Annotated in this window: 10 protein-coding genes, 1 tRNA gene and 3 rRNA genes; 12 read left to right on the forward strand and 2 right to left on the reverse strand. The window is 65.9% G+C overall.

The annotated features are described in order from the left end of the window. Position 1: 1 nt before the first annotated feature. The 4 genes from ACZ79I_RS29360 to ACZ79I_RS29375 are packed head-to-tail and all read left to right on the forward strand — an operon-like array spanning position 2 to position 4868. Positions 2-2239, forward strand: a complete 2238-nt coding sequence (locus ACZ79I_RS29360; RefSeq protein WP_471501039.1) for a polyribonucleotide nucleotidyltransferase — start codon at positions 2-4, stop codon at positions 2237-2239. Then, the gene (locus ACZ79I_RS29365; RefSeq protein ID WP_471501041.1) at positions 2236-3615 is read left to right on the forward strand and encodes a M16 family metallopeptidase; all 1380 of its coding nucleotides are present in this window, start codon (positions 2236-2238) and stop codon (positions 3613-3615) included. The genes ACZ79I_RS29360 and ACZ79I_RS29365 overlap by 4 nt, the downstream gene beginning before the upstream one ends. A 42-nt stretch (positions 3616-3657) precedes the next feature. Beyond that, on the forward strand, positions 3658-4410 hold the full coding sequence (dapB, locus tag ACZ79I_RS29370; protein WP_381085574.1) for a 4-hydroxy-tetrahydrodipicolinate reductase: 753 nt from the start codon (positions 3658-3660) through the stop codon (positions 4408-4410). A gap of 5 nt (positions 4411-4415) precedes the next feature. Beyond that, entirely contained in the window at positions 4416-4868 is a 453-nt protein-coding gene (locus ACZ79I_RS29375) for a hypothetical protein (RefSeq protein WP_471501043.1), read from the forward strand. A 183-nt stretch (positions 4869-5051) separates the two neighbouring features. Here the strand turns inward: ACZ79I_RS29375 and ACZ79I_RS29380 are convergent, their stop codons facing one another. Continuing rightward, positions 5052-5609, reverse strand: a complete 558-nt coding sequence (locus tag ACZ79I_RS29380) for a PH domain-containing protein (protein WP_471501045.1) — start codon at positions 5607-5609, stop codon at positions 5052-5054. Between the two features lie 135 nt (positions 5610-5744). Then, the gene (locus ACZ79I_RS29385; RefSeq protein ID WP_471501047.1) at positions 5745-5981 is read right to left on the reverse strand and encodes a hypothetical protein; all 237 of its coding nucleotides are present in this window, start codon (positions 5979-5981) and stop codon (positions 5745-5747) included. Positions 5982-6215: 234 nt separating this feature from the next. Here ACZ79I_RS29385 and thyX point away from each other — a divergent pair, with 234 nt between their 5' ends. The 8 genes from thyX to ACZ79I_RS29425 all read left to right on the forward strand — a co-directional run bounded on the left by thyX (position 6216) and on the right by ACZ79I_RS29425 (position 16454). Continuing rightward, positions 6216-6956, forward strand: a complete 741-nt coding sequence (thyX, locus tag ACZ79I_RS29390; protein ID WP_471501049.1) for an FAD-dependent thymidylate synthase — start codon at positions 6216-6218, stop codon at positions 6954-6956. Positions 6957-7165: 209 nt separating this feature from the next. After that, complete coding sequence (gene dapA, locus ACZ79I_RS29395) at positions 7166-8065, forward strand: 4-hydroxy-tetrahydrodipicolinate synthase (protein ID WP_471501051.1); 900 nt, start codon at positions 7166-7168, stop codon at positions 8063-8065. Positions 8066-8192: 127 nt separating this feature from the next. Further along, positions 8193-9878, forward strand: coding sequence for a ribonuclease J (locus ACZ79I_RS29400; RefSeq protein WP_471501053.1), 1686 nt, complete (start codon positions 8193-8195; stop codon positions 9876-9878). Between the two features lie 525 nt (positions 9879-10403). Continuing rightward, positions 10404-11928, forward strand: a 16S ribosomal RNA gene (locus ACZ79I_RS29405). A 275-nt stretch (positions 11929-12203) separates the two neighbouring features. Beyond that, positions 12204-15326: ribosomal RNA gene (locus tag ACZ79I_RS29410) — 23S ribosomal RNA — on the forward strand. A gap of 80 nt (positions 15327-15406) precedes the next feature. Continuing rightward, a 5S ribosomal RNA gene (gene rrf, locus ACZ79I_RS29415) occupies positions 15407-15523 on the forward strand. The 16S, 23S and 5S rRNA genes sit together here, the layout of an rRNA operon. A gap of 112 nt (positions 15524-15635) precedes the next feature. Then, positions 15636-16298 carry a DegT/DnrJ/EryC1/StrS family aminotransferase gene (locus ACZ79I_RS29420; RefSeq protein ID WP_471505308.1) on the forward strand — a complete coding sequence of 221 codons (663 nt, stop codon included), beginning with the start codon at positions 15636-15638 and terminating at the stop codon, positions 16296-16298. Between the two features lie 83 nt (positions 16299-16381). After that, positions 16382-16454: transfer RNA gene (locus ACZ79I_RS29425), tRNA-Thr, on the forward strand. The last annotated feature ends 78 nt before the right edge of the window (positions 16455-16532 follow it).

Here is a 16532-nt window from a genome sequence, read left to right on the forward strand (position 1 = left end):
AGTGGAGAACGAGACCCACTACGCCGAGGCCGTCATCGACAACGGCTCATTCGGCACCCGCACGATCCGCTTCGAGACGGGCCGCCTGGCCAAGCAGGCCGCCGGCTCCGCCGTCGCGTACCTGGACGACGACACGATGGTCCTGTCGGCCACCACCGCGTCCAAGAACCCCAAGGAACAGCTCGACTTCTTCCCGCTGACGGTCGACGTCGAGGAGCGGATGTACTCGGCGGGGAAGATCCCCGGTTCCTTCTTCCGCCGTGAGGGCCGTCCCTCCGAGGACGCCATCCTCACCTGCCGGCTCATCGACCGCCCGCTGCGCCCCTCCTTCAAGAAGGGCCTGCGCAACGAGATCCAGGTCGTGGCCACGATCATGGCGCTCAACCCCGACCACCTGTACGACGTCGTGGCGATCAACGCCGCGTCCGCGTCCACGCAGCTCGCCGGCCTGCCCTTCTCCGGCCCGATCGGCGGCGTCCGCGTCGCGCTGATCAACGGCCAGTGGGTCGCCTTCCCGACGCACACCGAGCTCGAGGACGCCGTCTTCGACATGGTCGTCGCCGGCCGCGTCCTGGAGGACGGCGACGTCGCGATCATGATGGTCGAGGCCGAGGCCACCGACCAGACCATCAAGCTCGTCCAGGGCGGCGCCGAGGCGCCCACCGAGGAGGTCGTCGCCGCCGGTCTGGAGGCCGCGAAGCCCTTCATCAAGGTGCTGTGCAAGGCTCAGGCGGACCTGGCCGCCAAGGCCGCCAAGCCGACCGGCGAGTTCCCGATCTTCCTCGACTACGAGGAGGACGTCCTGGCGGCGCTGACCGCCGCCGTCCGCCCCGAGCTGGCCCAGGCGCTCACCATCGCCGGCAAGCAGGAGCGCGAGGCCGAGCTTGACCGCGTCAAGCAGCTCGCCGCCGAGAAGCTGCTGCCGGAGTTCGAGGGCCGCGAGAAGGAGATCTCCGCCGCGTACCGCTCGCTGACCAAGACCCTGGTCCGTGAGCGCGTCATCAAGGAGAAGAAGCGCATCGACGGCCGCGGTGTCACCGACATCCGCACCCTGGCCGCCGAGGTCGAGGCCATTCCGCGGGTGCACGGTTCGGCCCTCTTCGAGCGCGGCGAGACCCAGATCCTGGGCGTCACCACGCTGAACATGCTGCGCATGGAGCAGCAGCTCGACACCCTCTCCCCGGTGACGCGCAAGCGCTACATGCACAACTACAACTTCCCGCCGTACTCCACCGGCGAGACCGGCCGCGTCGGCTCCCCGAAGCGCCGCGAGATCGGCCACGGCGCCCTCGCCGAGCGCGCCCTGCTCCCGGTCCTGCCCGCGCGCGAGGAGTTCCCGTACGCGATCCGCCAGGTCTCCGAGGCCCTCGGATCGAACGGCTCGACCTCCATGGGCTCGGTCTGCGCCTCCACCATGTCGCTGCTGAACGCCGGTGTGCCGCTGAAGGCACCGGTCGCCGGCATCGCCATGGGCCTGATCTCCCAGGAGATCGAGGGCGAGACGCACTACGTGACCCTGACCGACATCCTCGGCGCCGAGGACGCCTTCGGCGACATGGACTTCAAGGTCGCCGGCACCAAGGAGTTCGTGACCGCCCTCCAGCTCGACACCAAGCTGGACGGCATCCCGGCCTCCGTCCTGGCCGCGGCCCTCAAGCAGGCCCGCGACGCCCGGCTCCACATCCTCGACGTGATGATGGAGGCCATCGACCGGCCCGACGAGATGTCCCCGCACGCCCCGCGGATCATCACCGTCAAGATCCCGGTCGACAAGATCGGTGAGGTCATCGGCCCCAAGGGCAAGATGATCAACCAGATCCAGGAGGACACCGGCGCCGAGATCACGATCGAGGACGACGGCACGATCTACATCGGCGCCGCCGACGGCCCGTCCGCCGAGGCCGCCCGTGCCACGATCAACGGCATCGCCAACCCGACCATGCCGGAGGTCGGCGAGCGCTACCTGGGCACGGTCGTCAAGACGACCACCTTCGGCGCGTTCGTCTCGCTGCTCCCGGGCAAGGACGGTCTGCTGCACATCTCGCAGATCCGCAAGCTCGCCGGCGGCAAGCGGGTGGAGAACGTCGAGGACGTGCTCGGCGTGGGCCAGAAGGTCCAGGTCGAGATCGCCGAGATCGACTCCCGCGGCAAGCTCTCCCTCATCCCCGTGATCGAGGGCGAGGAGAAGGAATCCGACAGCGGTGACGCCGCGGCGGCGAAGGACGACGCAGCCAAGTGACGTCGCGCGGCTCCAAGGCGACGGCCCGCACCTCTCCGGAGGCGCGGGCCGTCGCCCGTACCCAAACGCTGATCAAGGGCGAGAACGGCATCGGCACCGTCCGCAAGACCACCCTTCCGGGTGGTCTGCGCGTGGTCACCGAGACCCTGCCGTCCGTGCGTTCGGCCACCTTCGGCATCTGGGCGCACGTCGGCTCCCGCGACGAGTCCCCGGCCCTGAACGGCGCGACGCACTATCTGGAGCACCTGCTCTTCAAGGGCACGCACCGCCGCAGCGCCCTCGACATCTCCTCCGCGCTCGACGCGGTCGGCGGCGAGATGAACGCGTTCACGGCGAAGGAGTACACGTGCTACTACGCGCGCGTGCTCGACGCCGACCTCCCCCTCGCCATCGACGTCGTCTGCGACATGCTGACCGGTTCCCTCATCCTCGAAGAGGACGTCGACGTGGAGCGCGGCGCGATCCTCGAGGAGATCGCGATGACGGAGGACGACCCGGGCGACTGCGTGCACGACCTGTTCGCGCACACGATGCTCGGCGACACCCCGCTCGGCCGCCCCGTCCTGGGCACCGTCGACACGGTCAACGCCCTGACCGCCGATCGCATCCGCCGCTTCTACAAGAAGCACTACGACCCGACCCACCTCGTGGTCGCGTGCGCCGGCAACATCGACCACCACAGGGTCGTACGGCAGGTGCGTGCCGCCTTCGAGAAGGCCGGCGCCCTCACGCGGGGCGACGCCACCCCCGTCACCCCCCGCGCCGGCCGCCGCGCCATCCGCACCGCCGGCCGCGTCGAACTGCTCGCCCGCAGGACCGAGCAGGCGCACGTCGTCCTCGGCATGCCCGGCCTGTCCCGCACCGACGAGCGCCGCTGGGCCCTCGGCGTGCTGAACACGGCACTGGGCGGCGGCATGTCGTCCCGCCTGTTCCAGGAGGTCCGGGAGAAGCGGGGCCTGGCCTACAGCGTGTACTCGTACACATCGGGCTTCGCCGACTGCGGCCTCTTCGGCGTCTACGCGGGCTGCCGTCCCAGCCAGGTGCACGACGTGCTGAAGATCTGCCGGGACGAGCTGGACCACGTCGCCGAGCACGGCCTGTCCGACGACGAGATCGCCCGCGCCATCGGCCAGCTGAGGGGCTCCACGGTCCTCGGGCTGGAGGACACGGGCGCGCTGATGAACCGTATCGGCAAGAGCGAGCTGTGCTGGGGCGAGCAGATGTCCGTGGACGGCATGCTGGCCCGGATAGCCGCCGTCACCCCGGACGACGTGCGGTCCGTGGCGCGGGACCTCCTGGGACAGCGGCCCTCGCTGTCGGTCATCGGCCCGCTCAGGGACAGACAGGCGGCCCGTCTGCACGACGCGGTCGCGTAGGCCCTCGACAAGCTCGATAAGTACGACCAAGGAATCAACAACATGAGCAAGCTGCGCGTGGCGGTCCTCGGCGCCAAGGGCCGGATCGGTTCGGAGGCGGTACGGGCGGTGGAAGCCGCCGAGGACCTGGAGCTGGTGGCCGCCCTCGGCAGCGGCGACAGGCTGGAGACGCTCGTCGAGACCGGCGCCCGGGTGGCGGTCGAGCTGACCACACCGGCCTCCGTGATGGGCAACCTCGACTTCTGCGTACGGCACGGCATCCACGCCGTCGTCGGCACGACCGGCTGGACCGAGGAGCGCCTCGCGCACCTGAAGGGCCTGCTGGACCAGTCCCCGGAGACGGGCGTGCTGATCGCCCCGAACTTCTCCATCGGCGCCGTGCTGACCATGAAGTTCGCGGAGGCGGCGGCCCCGTACTTCGAGTCCGTGGAGGTCGTCGAGCTGCACCACCCGAACAAGGTGGACGCCCCCAGCGGCACCGCCACGCGCACCGCCCAGCTCATCGCCGCCGCACGGGAGCGGGCGGGCAGCGCCCCGCAGCCCGACGCCACGGTGACGGCCCTGGACGGCGCCCGCGGCGCGAACGTCGACGGCGTCCCGGTGCACGCGGTCCGCCTGCGCGGTCTGCTCGCCCACCAGGAGGTGCTGCTGGGGGGCGAGGGGGAGACCCTCACCATCCGCCACGACTCACTGCACCACAGCAGCTTCATGCCGGGCATCCTGCTCGGCGTCCGCCGCATCGTGACCACCCCGGGCCTCACCTTCGGCCTGGAGCACTTCCTCGATCTGAAGTAGTCGGCATGCGCGCGAAGATCTCCTACGCCGTCACGGCCGCCGTCCTGGTCGTCTACTTCGGTCTGGTCGGCAGCCGTGGCGTGCTCCTGATCCAGAACGGAACCCCGGTCACCGTCACCTTCGGCATCGCGGTGCTGATCCTGCCGGTCATCGGCGTCTGGTTCCTCTGGAAGAACACGCAGTTCGTGCGCAAGGCCAACCGGCTCGCCGCCGAGCTGGACGCCGAGGGTGGCCTGCCCGTCGACGAGCTGCGGCGCACCCCGAGCGGCCGGATCGACCGCGACTCGGCCGACGAGGTCTTCGCCAGGCGCAAGGCGGAGACGGAGGCGGCCCCGGACGACTGGCGCAGCTGGTTCCGGCTGGCGATCGCCTACCACGACGCCCGCGACACGCCTCGCGCCCGCAAGGCGATGCAGCGGGCGATCGCCCTGCACGACGGCAAGACGGCCGAGGCGTGAGCGGCACCGGACCGGGTACCGCTCATCGGGCCCCCGGTCCGTAGGACGCCCCGCACGGGCACCGGGCCCGCGGGCGGCGAGGGCGCCCGAGGGGCGCCCGGGAGGGTGCTCCGACGAAGGGACCGTCGGCACGCTCGGGCCTCCCGGCGGCTTCGGCGGCCCGGCCCCTTCTCGCCGGACGTGTCAGCCCCTGCGGTACTCCGCGGCCCACGCCTCGACCGTGTCCGCCGCGCGGTCGAAGGCCTGCGGACGCGCCAGGAAGTCGGCGCCGTGCGTGGTCAGCAGCGGCGGCACGTCCTCGGGAGAACGGCTCCTGCGCACGAGGACCAGGGCCTGGCCCTGCACCGTGCGCGGCAGACCGAGCCAGCGCACCGGCTGCTGCACCGTCCGTACCGAGACGACCTGCGCCCAGGGCGCCGTACGCGTGGCGAAGAAGCCCACGCGGCGCAGCCCCCGTGCGCTCACCCAGACGCCCATGCGCAGCAGCCGCAGGGCGCCCGCGATGACGACGAGAGCTATGCCGAGAACCATGCCGGCGCCGCTCGGTGTGCCCGTGAGCGCGATGATGACCGCCGCGAACAGCACGAAGGAGGCGAGGAGCAGCAGCAGCGCGGCCGCGCCCACCCGCCAGGGGCCGGGGCGGTAGGGGCGCCGCCAGCGGTCGCGGTCGTCGTAGGGCAGCGGGAGATCGTCCGCTGCCGGGTCGGAAGCACGGTCGGCCGTCAGGAAAGGCAGGGGCACGACTGATCCTCACTCGGTCCATGGGGCGGCTGTGCCTGGTGAGGCTATCGAGCCGTGTCCGCCCCCACCACCCTCGGGGGTCCAAGGGGGTACCGGAGGGGGCCGCCTCCGGCGCCGGCCCGGCGGCGGGGTGCCTCAGCGTCCGTGGGAGGCCACGGAGCGCTGCGTCGCCGCGGGCGACTCGTGCGACATGGAGGGCAGGCCGATCACCAGGGCGCCCACGAGCCCCGCGACGACGGTGAGCCCCAGCAGCCACCGCCCGGCCGTCTCACCGGCGGACGCGCGTCGGCGGGGCGGGGGAGCGACATTGCTGCGGAACGAGTCGGCTTCGGCGAGGAAGGCGAACGGTACGTGCTCGCGCCGACGGGACATGGGAGCGCTTCTCCTTCGAGGGTCGTGGGATCCGGTGTACCTGAAGAGCGACGGATGCGAACAAACAGCCGTCACTTACACGGACGAGCGAGTATCGCAAAAGGTGCCCTCTTTCGCCGATTTCGCTGATGTTCGCCGGTGAATGTCGCGGCCCGGTACCGATCGCCCCGTTGTCGGTGACGGGCCGTAGAGTGGGCGCCGCCCGAGCTTGTGATGGGAAGGACCCTCTACGCCGTGACCGACACCCCCGCCGACGACCTCAAGCCCAGCTTCCGCAGCGACGTCACCGTCGAGCTGGTCAAGCACAGCGCGGCCGACTCCGACGTGCTGTGGGCCGCCCGCGTCTCCACCGCCGGCGAGCAGTCCCTGGAGGAGCTGAGCAAGGACCCCGAGCGCTCCAAGGGCCTGATCAACTTCCTGATGCGGGACCGGCACGGCAGCCCCTTCGAGCACAACTCGATGACGTTCTTCGTCAGCGCCCCGATCTTCGTCTTCCGCGAGTTCATGCGGCACCGGGTGGGCTGGTCCTACAACGAGGAGTCGGGCCGCTACCGGGAGCTCCAGCCGGTCTTCTACGTCCCCGGAGAGGACCGCAAGCTCGTCCAGCAGGGTCGCCCGGGCAAGTACGAGTTCGTGTCGGGCACCGAGGTGCAGCACGAGGTCATGCAGCGTTCGATGCAGGAGTCGTACATCCAGGCGTACGAGCGCTACCAGGAGATGCTCGCGGCCGGCATCGCCCGCGAGGTCGCCCGTTCGGTCCTCCCGGTGGGCCTGTTCTCCTCGATGTACGCGACCTGCAACGCCCGCTCGCTGATGCACTTCCTCGGCCTGCGGACCCAGCACGAGCTGGCCAGGGTGCCCTCCTTCCCGCAGCGGGAGATCGAGATGGTGGGCGAGAGGATGGAGGCGGAGTGGGCCGGGCTCATGCCGCTCACGCACGCCGCCTTCAACGCCAACGGGCGCGTGGCCCCGTAGCGCGCCCCGAGCCCGGCCGAGGACAGATGTACGGATCAGCCGAGCGAAGTGTCCGTATTGCGGCATTTCGAGAAGTTCATCTAGCCTGATCAAACGGACCCGGCACTGCCTGAACCCCCGAGCAGGCAGTGCCGGGTTCCATCTTTGTCCGGACTTTTGCCGCAACCCGAGGGAGGACCGCGCCCGGGGCAGCGAGTAGCGTGTTACCCATGGCTCCGACCTCCACTCCGCAGATCCCCTTCGGGCGGATCCTCACCGCCATGGTCACGCCCTTCACGGCGGACGGCGCACTCGACCTCGACGGCGCCCAGCGGCTCGCCGCCCATCTGGTGGACGCAGGCAACGACGGCCTGATCATCAACGGCACCACCGGCGAGTCCCCCACCACCAGCGACGCGGAGAAATCGGATCTTGTACGAGCCGTTCTGGAGGCGGTCGGCGACCGCGCCCACGTCGTGGCCGGGGTCGGCACGAACGACACCCACCACAGCGTCGAGCTGGCGCGCGCGGCGCAGAAGACCGGAGCGCACGGCCTGCTGACCGTCACGCCCTACTACAACAAGCCCCCTCAGGAAGGTCTCTACCGGCACTTCAAGGCCATCGCCGACGCGACCGACCTGCCGGTCATGCTCTACGACATCCCGGGCCGCAGCGGCGTGCCGATCAACACGGAGACCATCGTCCGTCTCGCCGAGCATCCGCGGATCGTCGCCAACAAGGACGCCAAGGGCGACCTCGGCCGCGCCAGCTGGGCCATCGCGCGGTCCGGCATCGCCTGGTACTCCGGTGACGACATGCTCAACCTGCCGCTGCTCTCCGTGGGCGCGGTCGGTTTCGTCTCGGTCGTCGGCCACGTCGTCACACCCGAGCTGCGCGCCATGGCCGACGCCTATGCGAGCGGTGACGTCCAGAAGGCGCTGGAGATCCACCAGAAGCTGCTCCCGGTCTTCACCGGCATGTTCCGCACCCAGGGCGTCATGACCACCAAGGCCGCGCTCGCCCTCCAGGGCCTGCCCGCCGGACCGCTGCGTCTGCCCATGGTCGAGCTCACGGCCGATGAGACCGCCCAGCTCAAGATCGATCTTGCCGCCGGCGGGGTACAGCTCTGACACGGACTTCACAACTGAATAGGCAGGGCACACGCGCCTGCACCCCACACCGACAACTGCTTTTGCACGAACGTCACGCGCGCCACGTGCCCTACAGGGACGTGGCGCGCGTGGTGAGGAGAGTCTTTTGAGTCATCCGCATCCTGAACTCGGCCCGCCGCCGAAGCTCCCCGAAGGCGGTCTGAGGGTCACCCCGCTCGGCGGCCTCGGGGAAATCGGCCGGAACATGACCGTGTTCGAATACGGGGGCCGCCTGCTGATCGTCGACTGCGGAGTGCTCTTCCCCGAGGAGGAGCAGCCCGGGATCGACCTGATCCTGCCCGACTTCTCGTCCATCCGCTCCCGCCTGGACGATGTCGAGGGCATCGTGCTCACGCACGGCCACGAGGACCACATCGGCGGCGTCCCGTACCTGCTGAGGGAGAAGCCCGACATCCCGCTGATCGGCTCCAAGCTGACCCTCGCCCTGATCGAGGCGAAGCTCCAGGAGCACCGCATCCGCCCGTACACGCTCGAGGTCGCCGAGGGCCGGCGCGAGCGCATCGGCCCCTTCGACTGCGAGTTCGTCGCGGTCAACCACTCCATTCCGGACGCTCTCGCGGTGGCCATCCGCACCCCGGCCGGCATGGTCGTCCACACGGGCGACTTCAAGATGGACCAGCTGCCGCTGGACAACCGTCTGACGGACCTCCACGCGTTCGCACGGCTGAGCGAAGAAGGCATCGACCTCCTCCTCGCCGATTCCACCAACGCCGAGGTCCCGGGCTTCACCCCGCACGAACGCGACATCTCCAACGTCCTGCGCCAGGTCTTCGCGGGCGCCCGCAAGCGGATCATCGTGGCGAGCTTCGCCAGCCACGTCCACCGCATCCAGCAGATCCTGGACGCGGCACACGAGTACGGCCGCCGGGTCGCCTTCGTCGGCCGCTCCATGGTCCGCAACATGGGCATCGCACGGGACCTGGGCTATCTGAAGGTGGCGCCGGGACTGGTGGTGGACGTCAAGACCCTGGACGACCTGCCGGACAGCGAGGTCGTCCTGGTCTGCACGGGCTCGCAGGGCGAGCCGATGGCGGCCCTGTCGAGGATGGCGAACCGGGACCACCAGATCCGCATCGTCGGGGGCGACACCGTGATCCTCGCGTCGTCGCTCATCCCCGGCAACGAGAACGCGGTGTACCGCGTGATCAACGGCCTCACCCGCTGGGGTGCGAACGTCGTGCACAAGGGCAACGCCAAGGTGCACGTCTCGGGCCATGCGTCCGCGGGCGAGCTGCTGTACTTCTACAACATCTGCCGGCCGAAGAACCTGATGCCGGTCCACGGCGAGTGGCGCCACCTGAGGGCGAACGCCGAGCTGGGCGCGCTGACGGGCGTGCCGCACGACCGCATCGTCATCGCCGAGGACGGCATCGCCGTCGACCTCGTCGAGGGCAAGGCGAGGATCTCCGGCAAGGTCCAGGCGGGCTACGTGTACGTCGACGGCCTCTCCGTCGGCGGCGTCGGCGAGCCCGCGCTCAAGGACCGCAAGATCCTCGGGGACGAGGGCATCATCTCCGTCTTCGTGGTGGTGGACTCGTCGACGGGCAAGATCACCGGCGGACCCCACGTCCATGCGCGAGGCTCGGGCATCGAGGACTCGGCCTTCAACGATGTGATCCCGAGGATCACGGAGACGCTCGAACGGTCGGCGCAGGACGGGGTCGTCGAACCCCACCAGCTGCAGCAACTGGTGCGCCGGGTCCTGGGCAAGTGGGTCTCGGACACCTACCGGCGCAGGCCGATGATCCTGCCCGTGGTCGTAGAGGTCTGACACCTCGTCACGACGCCGCGCGGGTGAACTCGGAGCGGGGCGCCTCGATTTGCATCGAGGCGCCCCGCTCCAGTACGTTTACGACTCCGCCACCAGGGGAACCCGGCGCAGTCGTGCGTCCGGGACCCGACCCTGCGGGGCGGAAATCCCGACTCAGAACCTCTGATAAAGTCGGGATCGCCGGAAAGGGAAACGCGAATGCGGGAACCTGGAAAGCGCCGAGGAAATCGGATCGAGAGAGATCTGATAGAGTCGGAAACACCGAAGGGAAGCGCCCGGAGGAAAGCCGTGAGAGTGGTTCTCGTGGTGAGTACGAAGGAAGCGTCCGTTCCTTGAGAACTCAACAGCGTGCCAAAAGTCAACGCCAGATATGTTGATGCCCCGTCTGTCGGAGCGTTGTGTTCCGATGGTCGAGGTTCCTTTGAAACAACACAGCGAGGACGCTGTGAACCACTGGGTTATTCCTCTGGTGGTTCCGCTCTCGTGGTGTCGACCGGTGGTATTCATTTACCGGCCGGGTAAGCATTCACGGAGAGTTTGATCCTGGCTCAGGACGAACGCTGGCGGCGTGCTTAACACATGCAAGTCGAACGATGAAGCCCTTCGGGGTGGATTAGTGGCGAACGGGTGAGTAACACGTGGGCAATCTGCCCTGCACTCTGGGACAAGCCCTGGAAACGGGGTCTAATACCGGATACGACCCGGGGAGGCATCTCCTTGGGTGGAAAGCTCCGGCGGTGCAGGATGAGCCCGCGGCCTATCAGCTTGTTGGTGAGGTAACGGCTCACCAAGGCGACGACGGGTAGCCGGCCTGAGAGGGCGACCGGCCACACTGGGACTGAGACACGGCCCAGACTCCTACGGGAGGCAGCAGTGGGGAATATTGCACAATGGGCGCAAGCCTGATGCAGCGACGCCGCGTGAGGGATGACGGCCTTCGGGTTGTAAACCTCTTTCAGCAGGGAAGAAGCGCAAGTGACGGTACCTGCAGAAGAAGCGCCGGCTAACTACGTGCCAGCAGCCGCGGTAATACGTAGGGCGCAAGCGTTGTCCGGAATTATTGGGCGTAAAGAGCTCGTAGGCGGCTTGTCGCGTCGGTTGTGAAAGCCCGGGGCTTAACCCCGGGTCTGCAGTCGATACGGGCAGGCTAGAGTTCGGTAGGGGAGATCGGAATTCCTGGTGTAGCGGTGAAATGCGCAGATATCAGGAGGAACACCGGTGGCGAAGGCGGATCTCTGGGCCGATACTGACGCTGAGGAGCGAAAGCGTGGGGAGCGAACAGGATTAGATACCCTGGTAGTCCACGCCGTAAACGGTGGGCACTAGGTGTGGGCCACATTCCACGTGGTCCGTGCCGCAGCTAACGCATTAAGTGCCCCGCCTGGGGAGTACGGCCGCAAGGCTAAAACTCAAAGGAATTGACGGGGGCCCGCACAAGCGGCGGAGCATGTGGCTTAATTCGACGCAACGCGAAGAACCTTACCAAGGCTTGACATACACCGGAAACATCCAGAGATGGGTGCCCCCTTGTGGTCGGTGTACAGGTGGTGCATGGCTGTCGTCAGCTCGTGTCGTGAGATGTTGGGTTAAGTCCCGCAACGAGCGCAACCCTTGTCCCGTGTTGCCAGCAGGCCCTTGTGGTGCTGGGGACTCACGGGAGACCGCCGGGGTCAACTCGGAGGAAGGTGGGGACGACGTCAAGTCATCATGCCCCTTATGTCTTGGGCTGCACACGTGCTACAATGGCCGGTACAATGAGCTGCGATACCGCAAGGTGGAGCGAATCTCAAAAAGCCGGTCTCAGTTCGGATTGGGGTCTGCAACTCGACCCCATGAAGTCGGAGTCGCTAGTAATCGCAGATCAGCAGTGCTGCGGTGAATACGTTCCCGGGCCTTGTACACACCGCCCGTCACGTCACGAAAGTCGGTAACACCCGAAGCCGGTGGCCCAACCCCTTGTGGGAGGGAGCTGTCGAAGGTGGGACTGGCGATTGGGACGAAGTCGTAACAAGGTAGCCGTACCGGAAGGTGCGGCTGGATCACCTCCTTTCTAAGGAGCACATAGCCGACTGCAGGCAAATGTCCTGCACGGTTGCTCATGGGTGGAACGTTGACTACTCGGCACACTCGGTCTGCTCTTCTTCCTAGTACTGCTTCGGCGTGGAACGGAAGGTGGAGGGGTGAGGGTGTCGGGCACGCTGTTGGGTGTCTGAGGGAATGGATTTCTCCTCAGTCGCCGGCCCCAGTGAACTCGGACCGTGGTGGTTCGGGGTGGTGGGTGGTTGGTCGTTGTTTGAGAACTGCACAGTGGACGCGAGCATCTGTGGCCAAGTTTTTAAGGGCGCACGGTGGATGCCTTGGCACCAGGAACCGATGAAGGACGTGGGAGGCCGCGATAGTCCCCGGGGAGTCGTCAACCAGGCTTTGATCCGGGGGTTTCCGAATGGGGAAACCCGGCAGTCGTCATGGGCTGTCACCCACTGCTGAACACATAGGCAGTGTGGAGGGAACGAGGGGAAGTGAAACATCTCAGTACCCTCAGGAAGAGAAAACAACCGTGATTCCGGGAGTAGTGGCGAGCGAAACCGGATGAGGCCAAACCGTATGTGTGTGAGACCCGGCAGGGGTTGCGCATGCGGGGTTGTGGGTTCTTTCTTCTGCGGTCTGCCGGCCGTGGGACGAGTCAGAAACCGTTGATGTAGGCGAAGGACATGCGAAAGGTCCGGCGTAGAGGGTAAGACCCCCGTAGTCGAAACGTCAGCGGCTCGTTTGGAAGATACCCAAGTAGCACGGGGCCCGAGAAATCCCGTGTGAATCTGGCGGGACCACCCGCTAAGCCTAAATATTCCCTGGTGACCGATAGCGGATAGTACCGTGAGGGAATGGTGAAAAGTACCCCGGGAGGGGAGTGAAATAGTACCTGAAACCGTGTGCCTACAAGCCGTGGGAGCGTCGGGCATCAGCTTGCTGGTGTCTCGTGACTGCGTGCCTTTTGAAGAATGAGCCTGCGAGTTTGCGGTGTGTTGCGAGGTTAACCCGGGTGGGGTAGCCGTAGCGAAAGCGAGTCCGAAGAGGGCGTTTTTAGTAGCACGCTCAAGACCCGAAGCGGAGTGATCTAGCCATGGGCAGGTTGAAGCGGAGGTAAGACTTCGTGGAGGACCGAACCCACCAGGGTTGAAAACCTGGGGGATGACCTGTGGTTAGGGGTGAAAGGCCAATCAAACTCCGTGATAGCTGGTTCTCCCCGAAATGCATTTAGGTGCAGCGTCGTGTGTTTCTTGCCGGAGGTAGAGCACTGGATAGGCGATGGGCCCTACCGGGTTACTGACCTTAGCCAAACTCCGAATGCCGGTAAGTGAGAGCGCGGCAGTGAGACTGTGGGGGATAAGCTCCATGGTCGAGAGGGAAACAGCCCAGAGCATCGACTAAGGCCCCTAAGCGTACGCTAAGTGGGAAAGGATGTGGAGTCGCACAGACAACCAGGAGGTTGGCTTAGAAGCAGCCACCCTTGAAAGAGTGCGTAATAGCTCACTGGTCTAGTGATTCCGCGCCGACAATGTAGCGGGGCTCAAGCGTACCGCCGAAGTCGTGTCATTGCAGCATGAGGGTTAACGCCTGTTGTGATGGGTAGGGGAGCGTCGTCTGCCGGGTGAAGCGGCACTGGAAGGTAGTCGTGGACGGTTGACGAGTGAGAATGCAGGCATGAGTAGCGATTCACACGTGGGAAACGTGTGCGCCGATTGACTAAGGGTTCCTGGGTCAAGCTGATCTGCCCAGGGTAAGTCGGGACCTAAGGCGAGGCCGACAGGCGTAGTCGATGGATAACCGGTTGATATTCCGGTACCCGCTGTGGAGCGTCAAACATCGAGCATCGTGATGCTAAGGCCGTGAAGCCGCCGGGTGCGTCTTCGGACAATCTCGGAGTGGTGGAGCCGCCGGACCAAGCGGTTAGTAGGTGAGTGATGGGGTGACGCAGGAAGGTAGTCCATCCCGGGCGGTGGTTGTCCCGGGGTAAGGGTGTAGGCCGCAAGGTAGGTAAATCCGCCTTGTGTGTGGCTGAGACCTGATGCCGAGCCGATTGTGGTGAAGTGGATGATCCTATGCTGTCGAGAAAAGCCTCTAGCGAGTTTCATGGCGGCCCGTACCCTAAACCGACTCAGGTGGTCAGGTAGAGAATACCGAGGCGTTCGGGTGAACTATGGTTAAGGAATTCGGCAAAATGCCCCCGTAACTTCGGGAGAAGGGGGGCCATGCCTGGTGATCGGATTTACTCCGTGAGCTGGGGGTGGCCGCAGAGACCAGCGAGAAGCGACTGTTTACTAAAAACACAGGTCCGTGCGAAGCCGTAAGGCGATGTATACGGACTGACGCCTGCCCGGTGCTGGAACGTTAAGGGGACCGGTTAGCTCACTTTCGGGTGGGCGAAGCTGAGAACTTAAGCGCCAGTAAACGGCGGTGGTAACTATAACCATCCTAAGGTAGCGAAATTCCTTGTCGGGTAAGTTCCGACCTGCACGAATGGCGTAACGACTTCTCGACTGTCTCAACCATAGGCCCGGTGAAATTGCACTACGAGTAAAGATGCTCGTTTCGCGCAGCAGGACGGAAAGACCCCGGGACCTTTACTACAGTTTGATATTGGTGTTCGGTTCGGCTTGTGTAGGATAGCTGGGAGACTGTGAAGCTCCAACGCCAGTTGGGGTGGAGTCGTCGTTGAAATACCAGTCTGGTCGTGCTGGATGTCTAACCCGGGTCCGTGATCCGGATCGGGGACAGTGTCTGATGGGTAGTTTAACTGGGGCGGTTGCCTCCTAAAGGGTAACGGAGGCGCCCAAAGGTTCCCTCAGCCTGGTTGGCAATCAGGTGTTGAGTGTAAGTGCACAAGGGAGCTTGACTGTGAGACCGACGGGTCGAGCAGGGACGAAAGTCGGGACTAGTGATCCGGTGGTGGCTTGTGGAAGCGCCGTCGCTCAACGGATAAAAGGTACCCCGGGGATAACAGGCTGATCTTCCCCAAGAGTCCATATCGACGGGATGGTTTGGCACCTCGATGTCGGCTCGTCGCATCCTGGGGCTGGAGTCGGTCCCAAGGGTTGGGCTGTTCGCCCATTAAAGCGGTACGCGAGCTGGGTTTAGAACGTCGTGAGACAGTTCGGTCCCTATCCGCTGTGCGCGTAGGAGTCTTGAGAAGGGCTGTCCCTAGTACGAGAGGACCGGGACGGACGAACCTCTGGTGTGCCAGTTGTTCTGCCAAGGGCATGGCTGGTTGGCTACGTTCGGGAGGGATAACCGCTGAAAGCATCTAAGCGGGAAGCCTGCTTCGAGATGAGGACTCCCACCCACTTGATGGGGTAAGGCTCCCAGTAGACGACTGGGTTGATAGGCCGGATCTGGAAGCCTGGTAACAGGTGGAGGTGACCGGTACTAATAGGCCGAGGGCTTGTCCTCAGTTGCTCGCGTCCACTGTGTTGGTTCTGAAACCACGAACAATCCCGCTGTCACGCGGTGGGTTGTGTGTTTCGTAGTGTTTCGGTGGTCATAGCGTGAGGGAAACGCCCGGTTACATTCCGAACCCGGAAGCTAAGCCTTACAGCGCCGATGGTACTGCAGGGGGGACCCTGTGGGAGAGTAGGACGCCGCCGAACGAATAGTGAGAGCTGGTCCCTGAACTTCGGTTCGGGGACCAGCTTTTTTGCGTTGCGCGTCACTTTGCGTTCACTTTGCCGTATCAGCATCCGAGCCATGGGTACAGCTGGAATGCTCGGGGCCGCGGGCGTGGGTCCCGGTGACGAGGTCATCGTGCCGGCCTTCGGGACCATCGAGGTGGCGGAGGCCGTGACCCTGGCCGGTGCGACAGCGGTCTTCGCCGACATCGACCCCTTGACGTACTGCCTCGACCCCGCCGCCGTCGAGGCCGTGGTGACCCCGCGGACCGCCGCTGTCGTGGTGGTCCACCGATTCGGGCGGCCAGCCGACGTCACGGGGCTGCACGAGGTCGGGCAGCGGCACGGGCTTCTGGTGCTGGAGCAGGGGGAGTCCGAGACGCCGTACGCCGAGGTGGCGCAGCGCCGCGAGCGGGCCGCCTATCTCGACCGGCGGCTGCGGGGCGTGCGGACGCCTGAGAGTGCGGGTGGGCACACCTACCAGCAGTACGTCGTGCGCGTACCGGGCAACGGGCGACCCGACCGGGACGCCTTCGCCGGGGCCGTGAGAGCCAGGGGAGTCGCGTGCGGGGTGCCGGTGAAGACACCCGTGCACCGTATGCCGGGCTTCCGTCGCGATGTCTGTCTGCCCGAGACCGAGCGGGCCGCCGGCGAGACGCTCTCGCTGCCGGTGGACGGCTCGCTGACGAAGCGTGAAATGCAGCGGATCGTCTCCGTGTGCAACGCGCTGGGCGGACTGCTGCAACCCGCCTTCTGAGACGTTGCCAGCGGTTGGGAGCACACGTCTGTTCGGGGTATGCTCTCTTCCGTTGCCGCCGGGAATCCCCGAAAAGGCGACAGGCCCCTATAGCTCAGTCGGCAGAGCGTCTCCATGGTAAGGAGAAGGTCAACGGTTCGATTCCGTTTGGGGGCTCCGGCAGAAACGGCCTCGCCCGGCAGGGCGGGGCCGTTTTCCATGTGAGGACCGGGTCACCCGGTCCGGGACTTTCCC

This window comes from Streptomyces sp. PSU-S4-23, assembly GCF_055632315.1.

Excerpts from the sequence above, each read along its gene's own strand:
- dapB (WP_381085574.1), top strand. The coding sequence starts at position 3,658 with ATGAGCAAGCTGCGCGTGGCGGTCCTCGGCGCCAAGGGCCGGATCGGT.
- ACZ79I_RS29375 (WP_471501043.1), top strand. The coding sequence starts at position 4,416 with ATGCGCGCGAAGATCTCCTACGCCGTCACGGCCGCCGTCCTGGTCGTC.
- ACZ79I_RS29385 (WP_471501047.1), bottom strand. The coding sequence starts at position 5,981 with ATGTCCCGTCGGCGCGAGCACGTACCGTTCGCCTTCCTCGCCGAAGCC.
- dapA (WP_471501051.1), top strand. The coding sequence starts at position 7,166 with ATGGCTCCGACCTCCACTCCGCAGATCCCCTTCGGGCGGATCCTCACC.
- ACZ79I_RS29420 (WP_471505308.1), top strand. The coding sequence starts at position 15,636 with ATGCTCGGGGCCGCGGGCGTGGGTCCCGGTGACGAGGTCATCGTGCCG.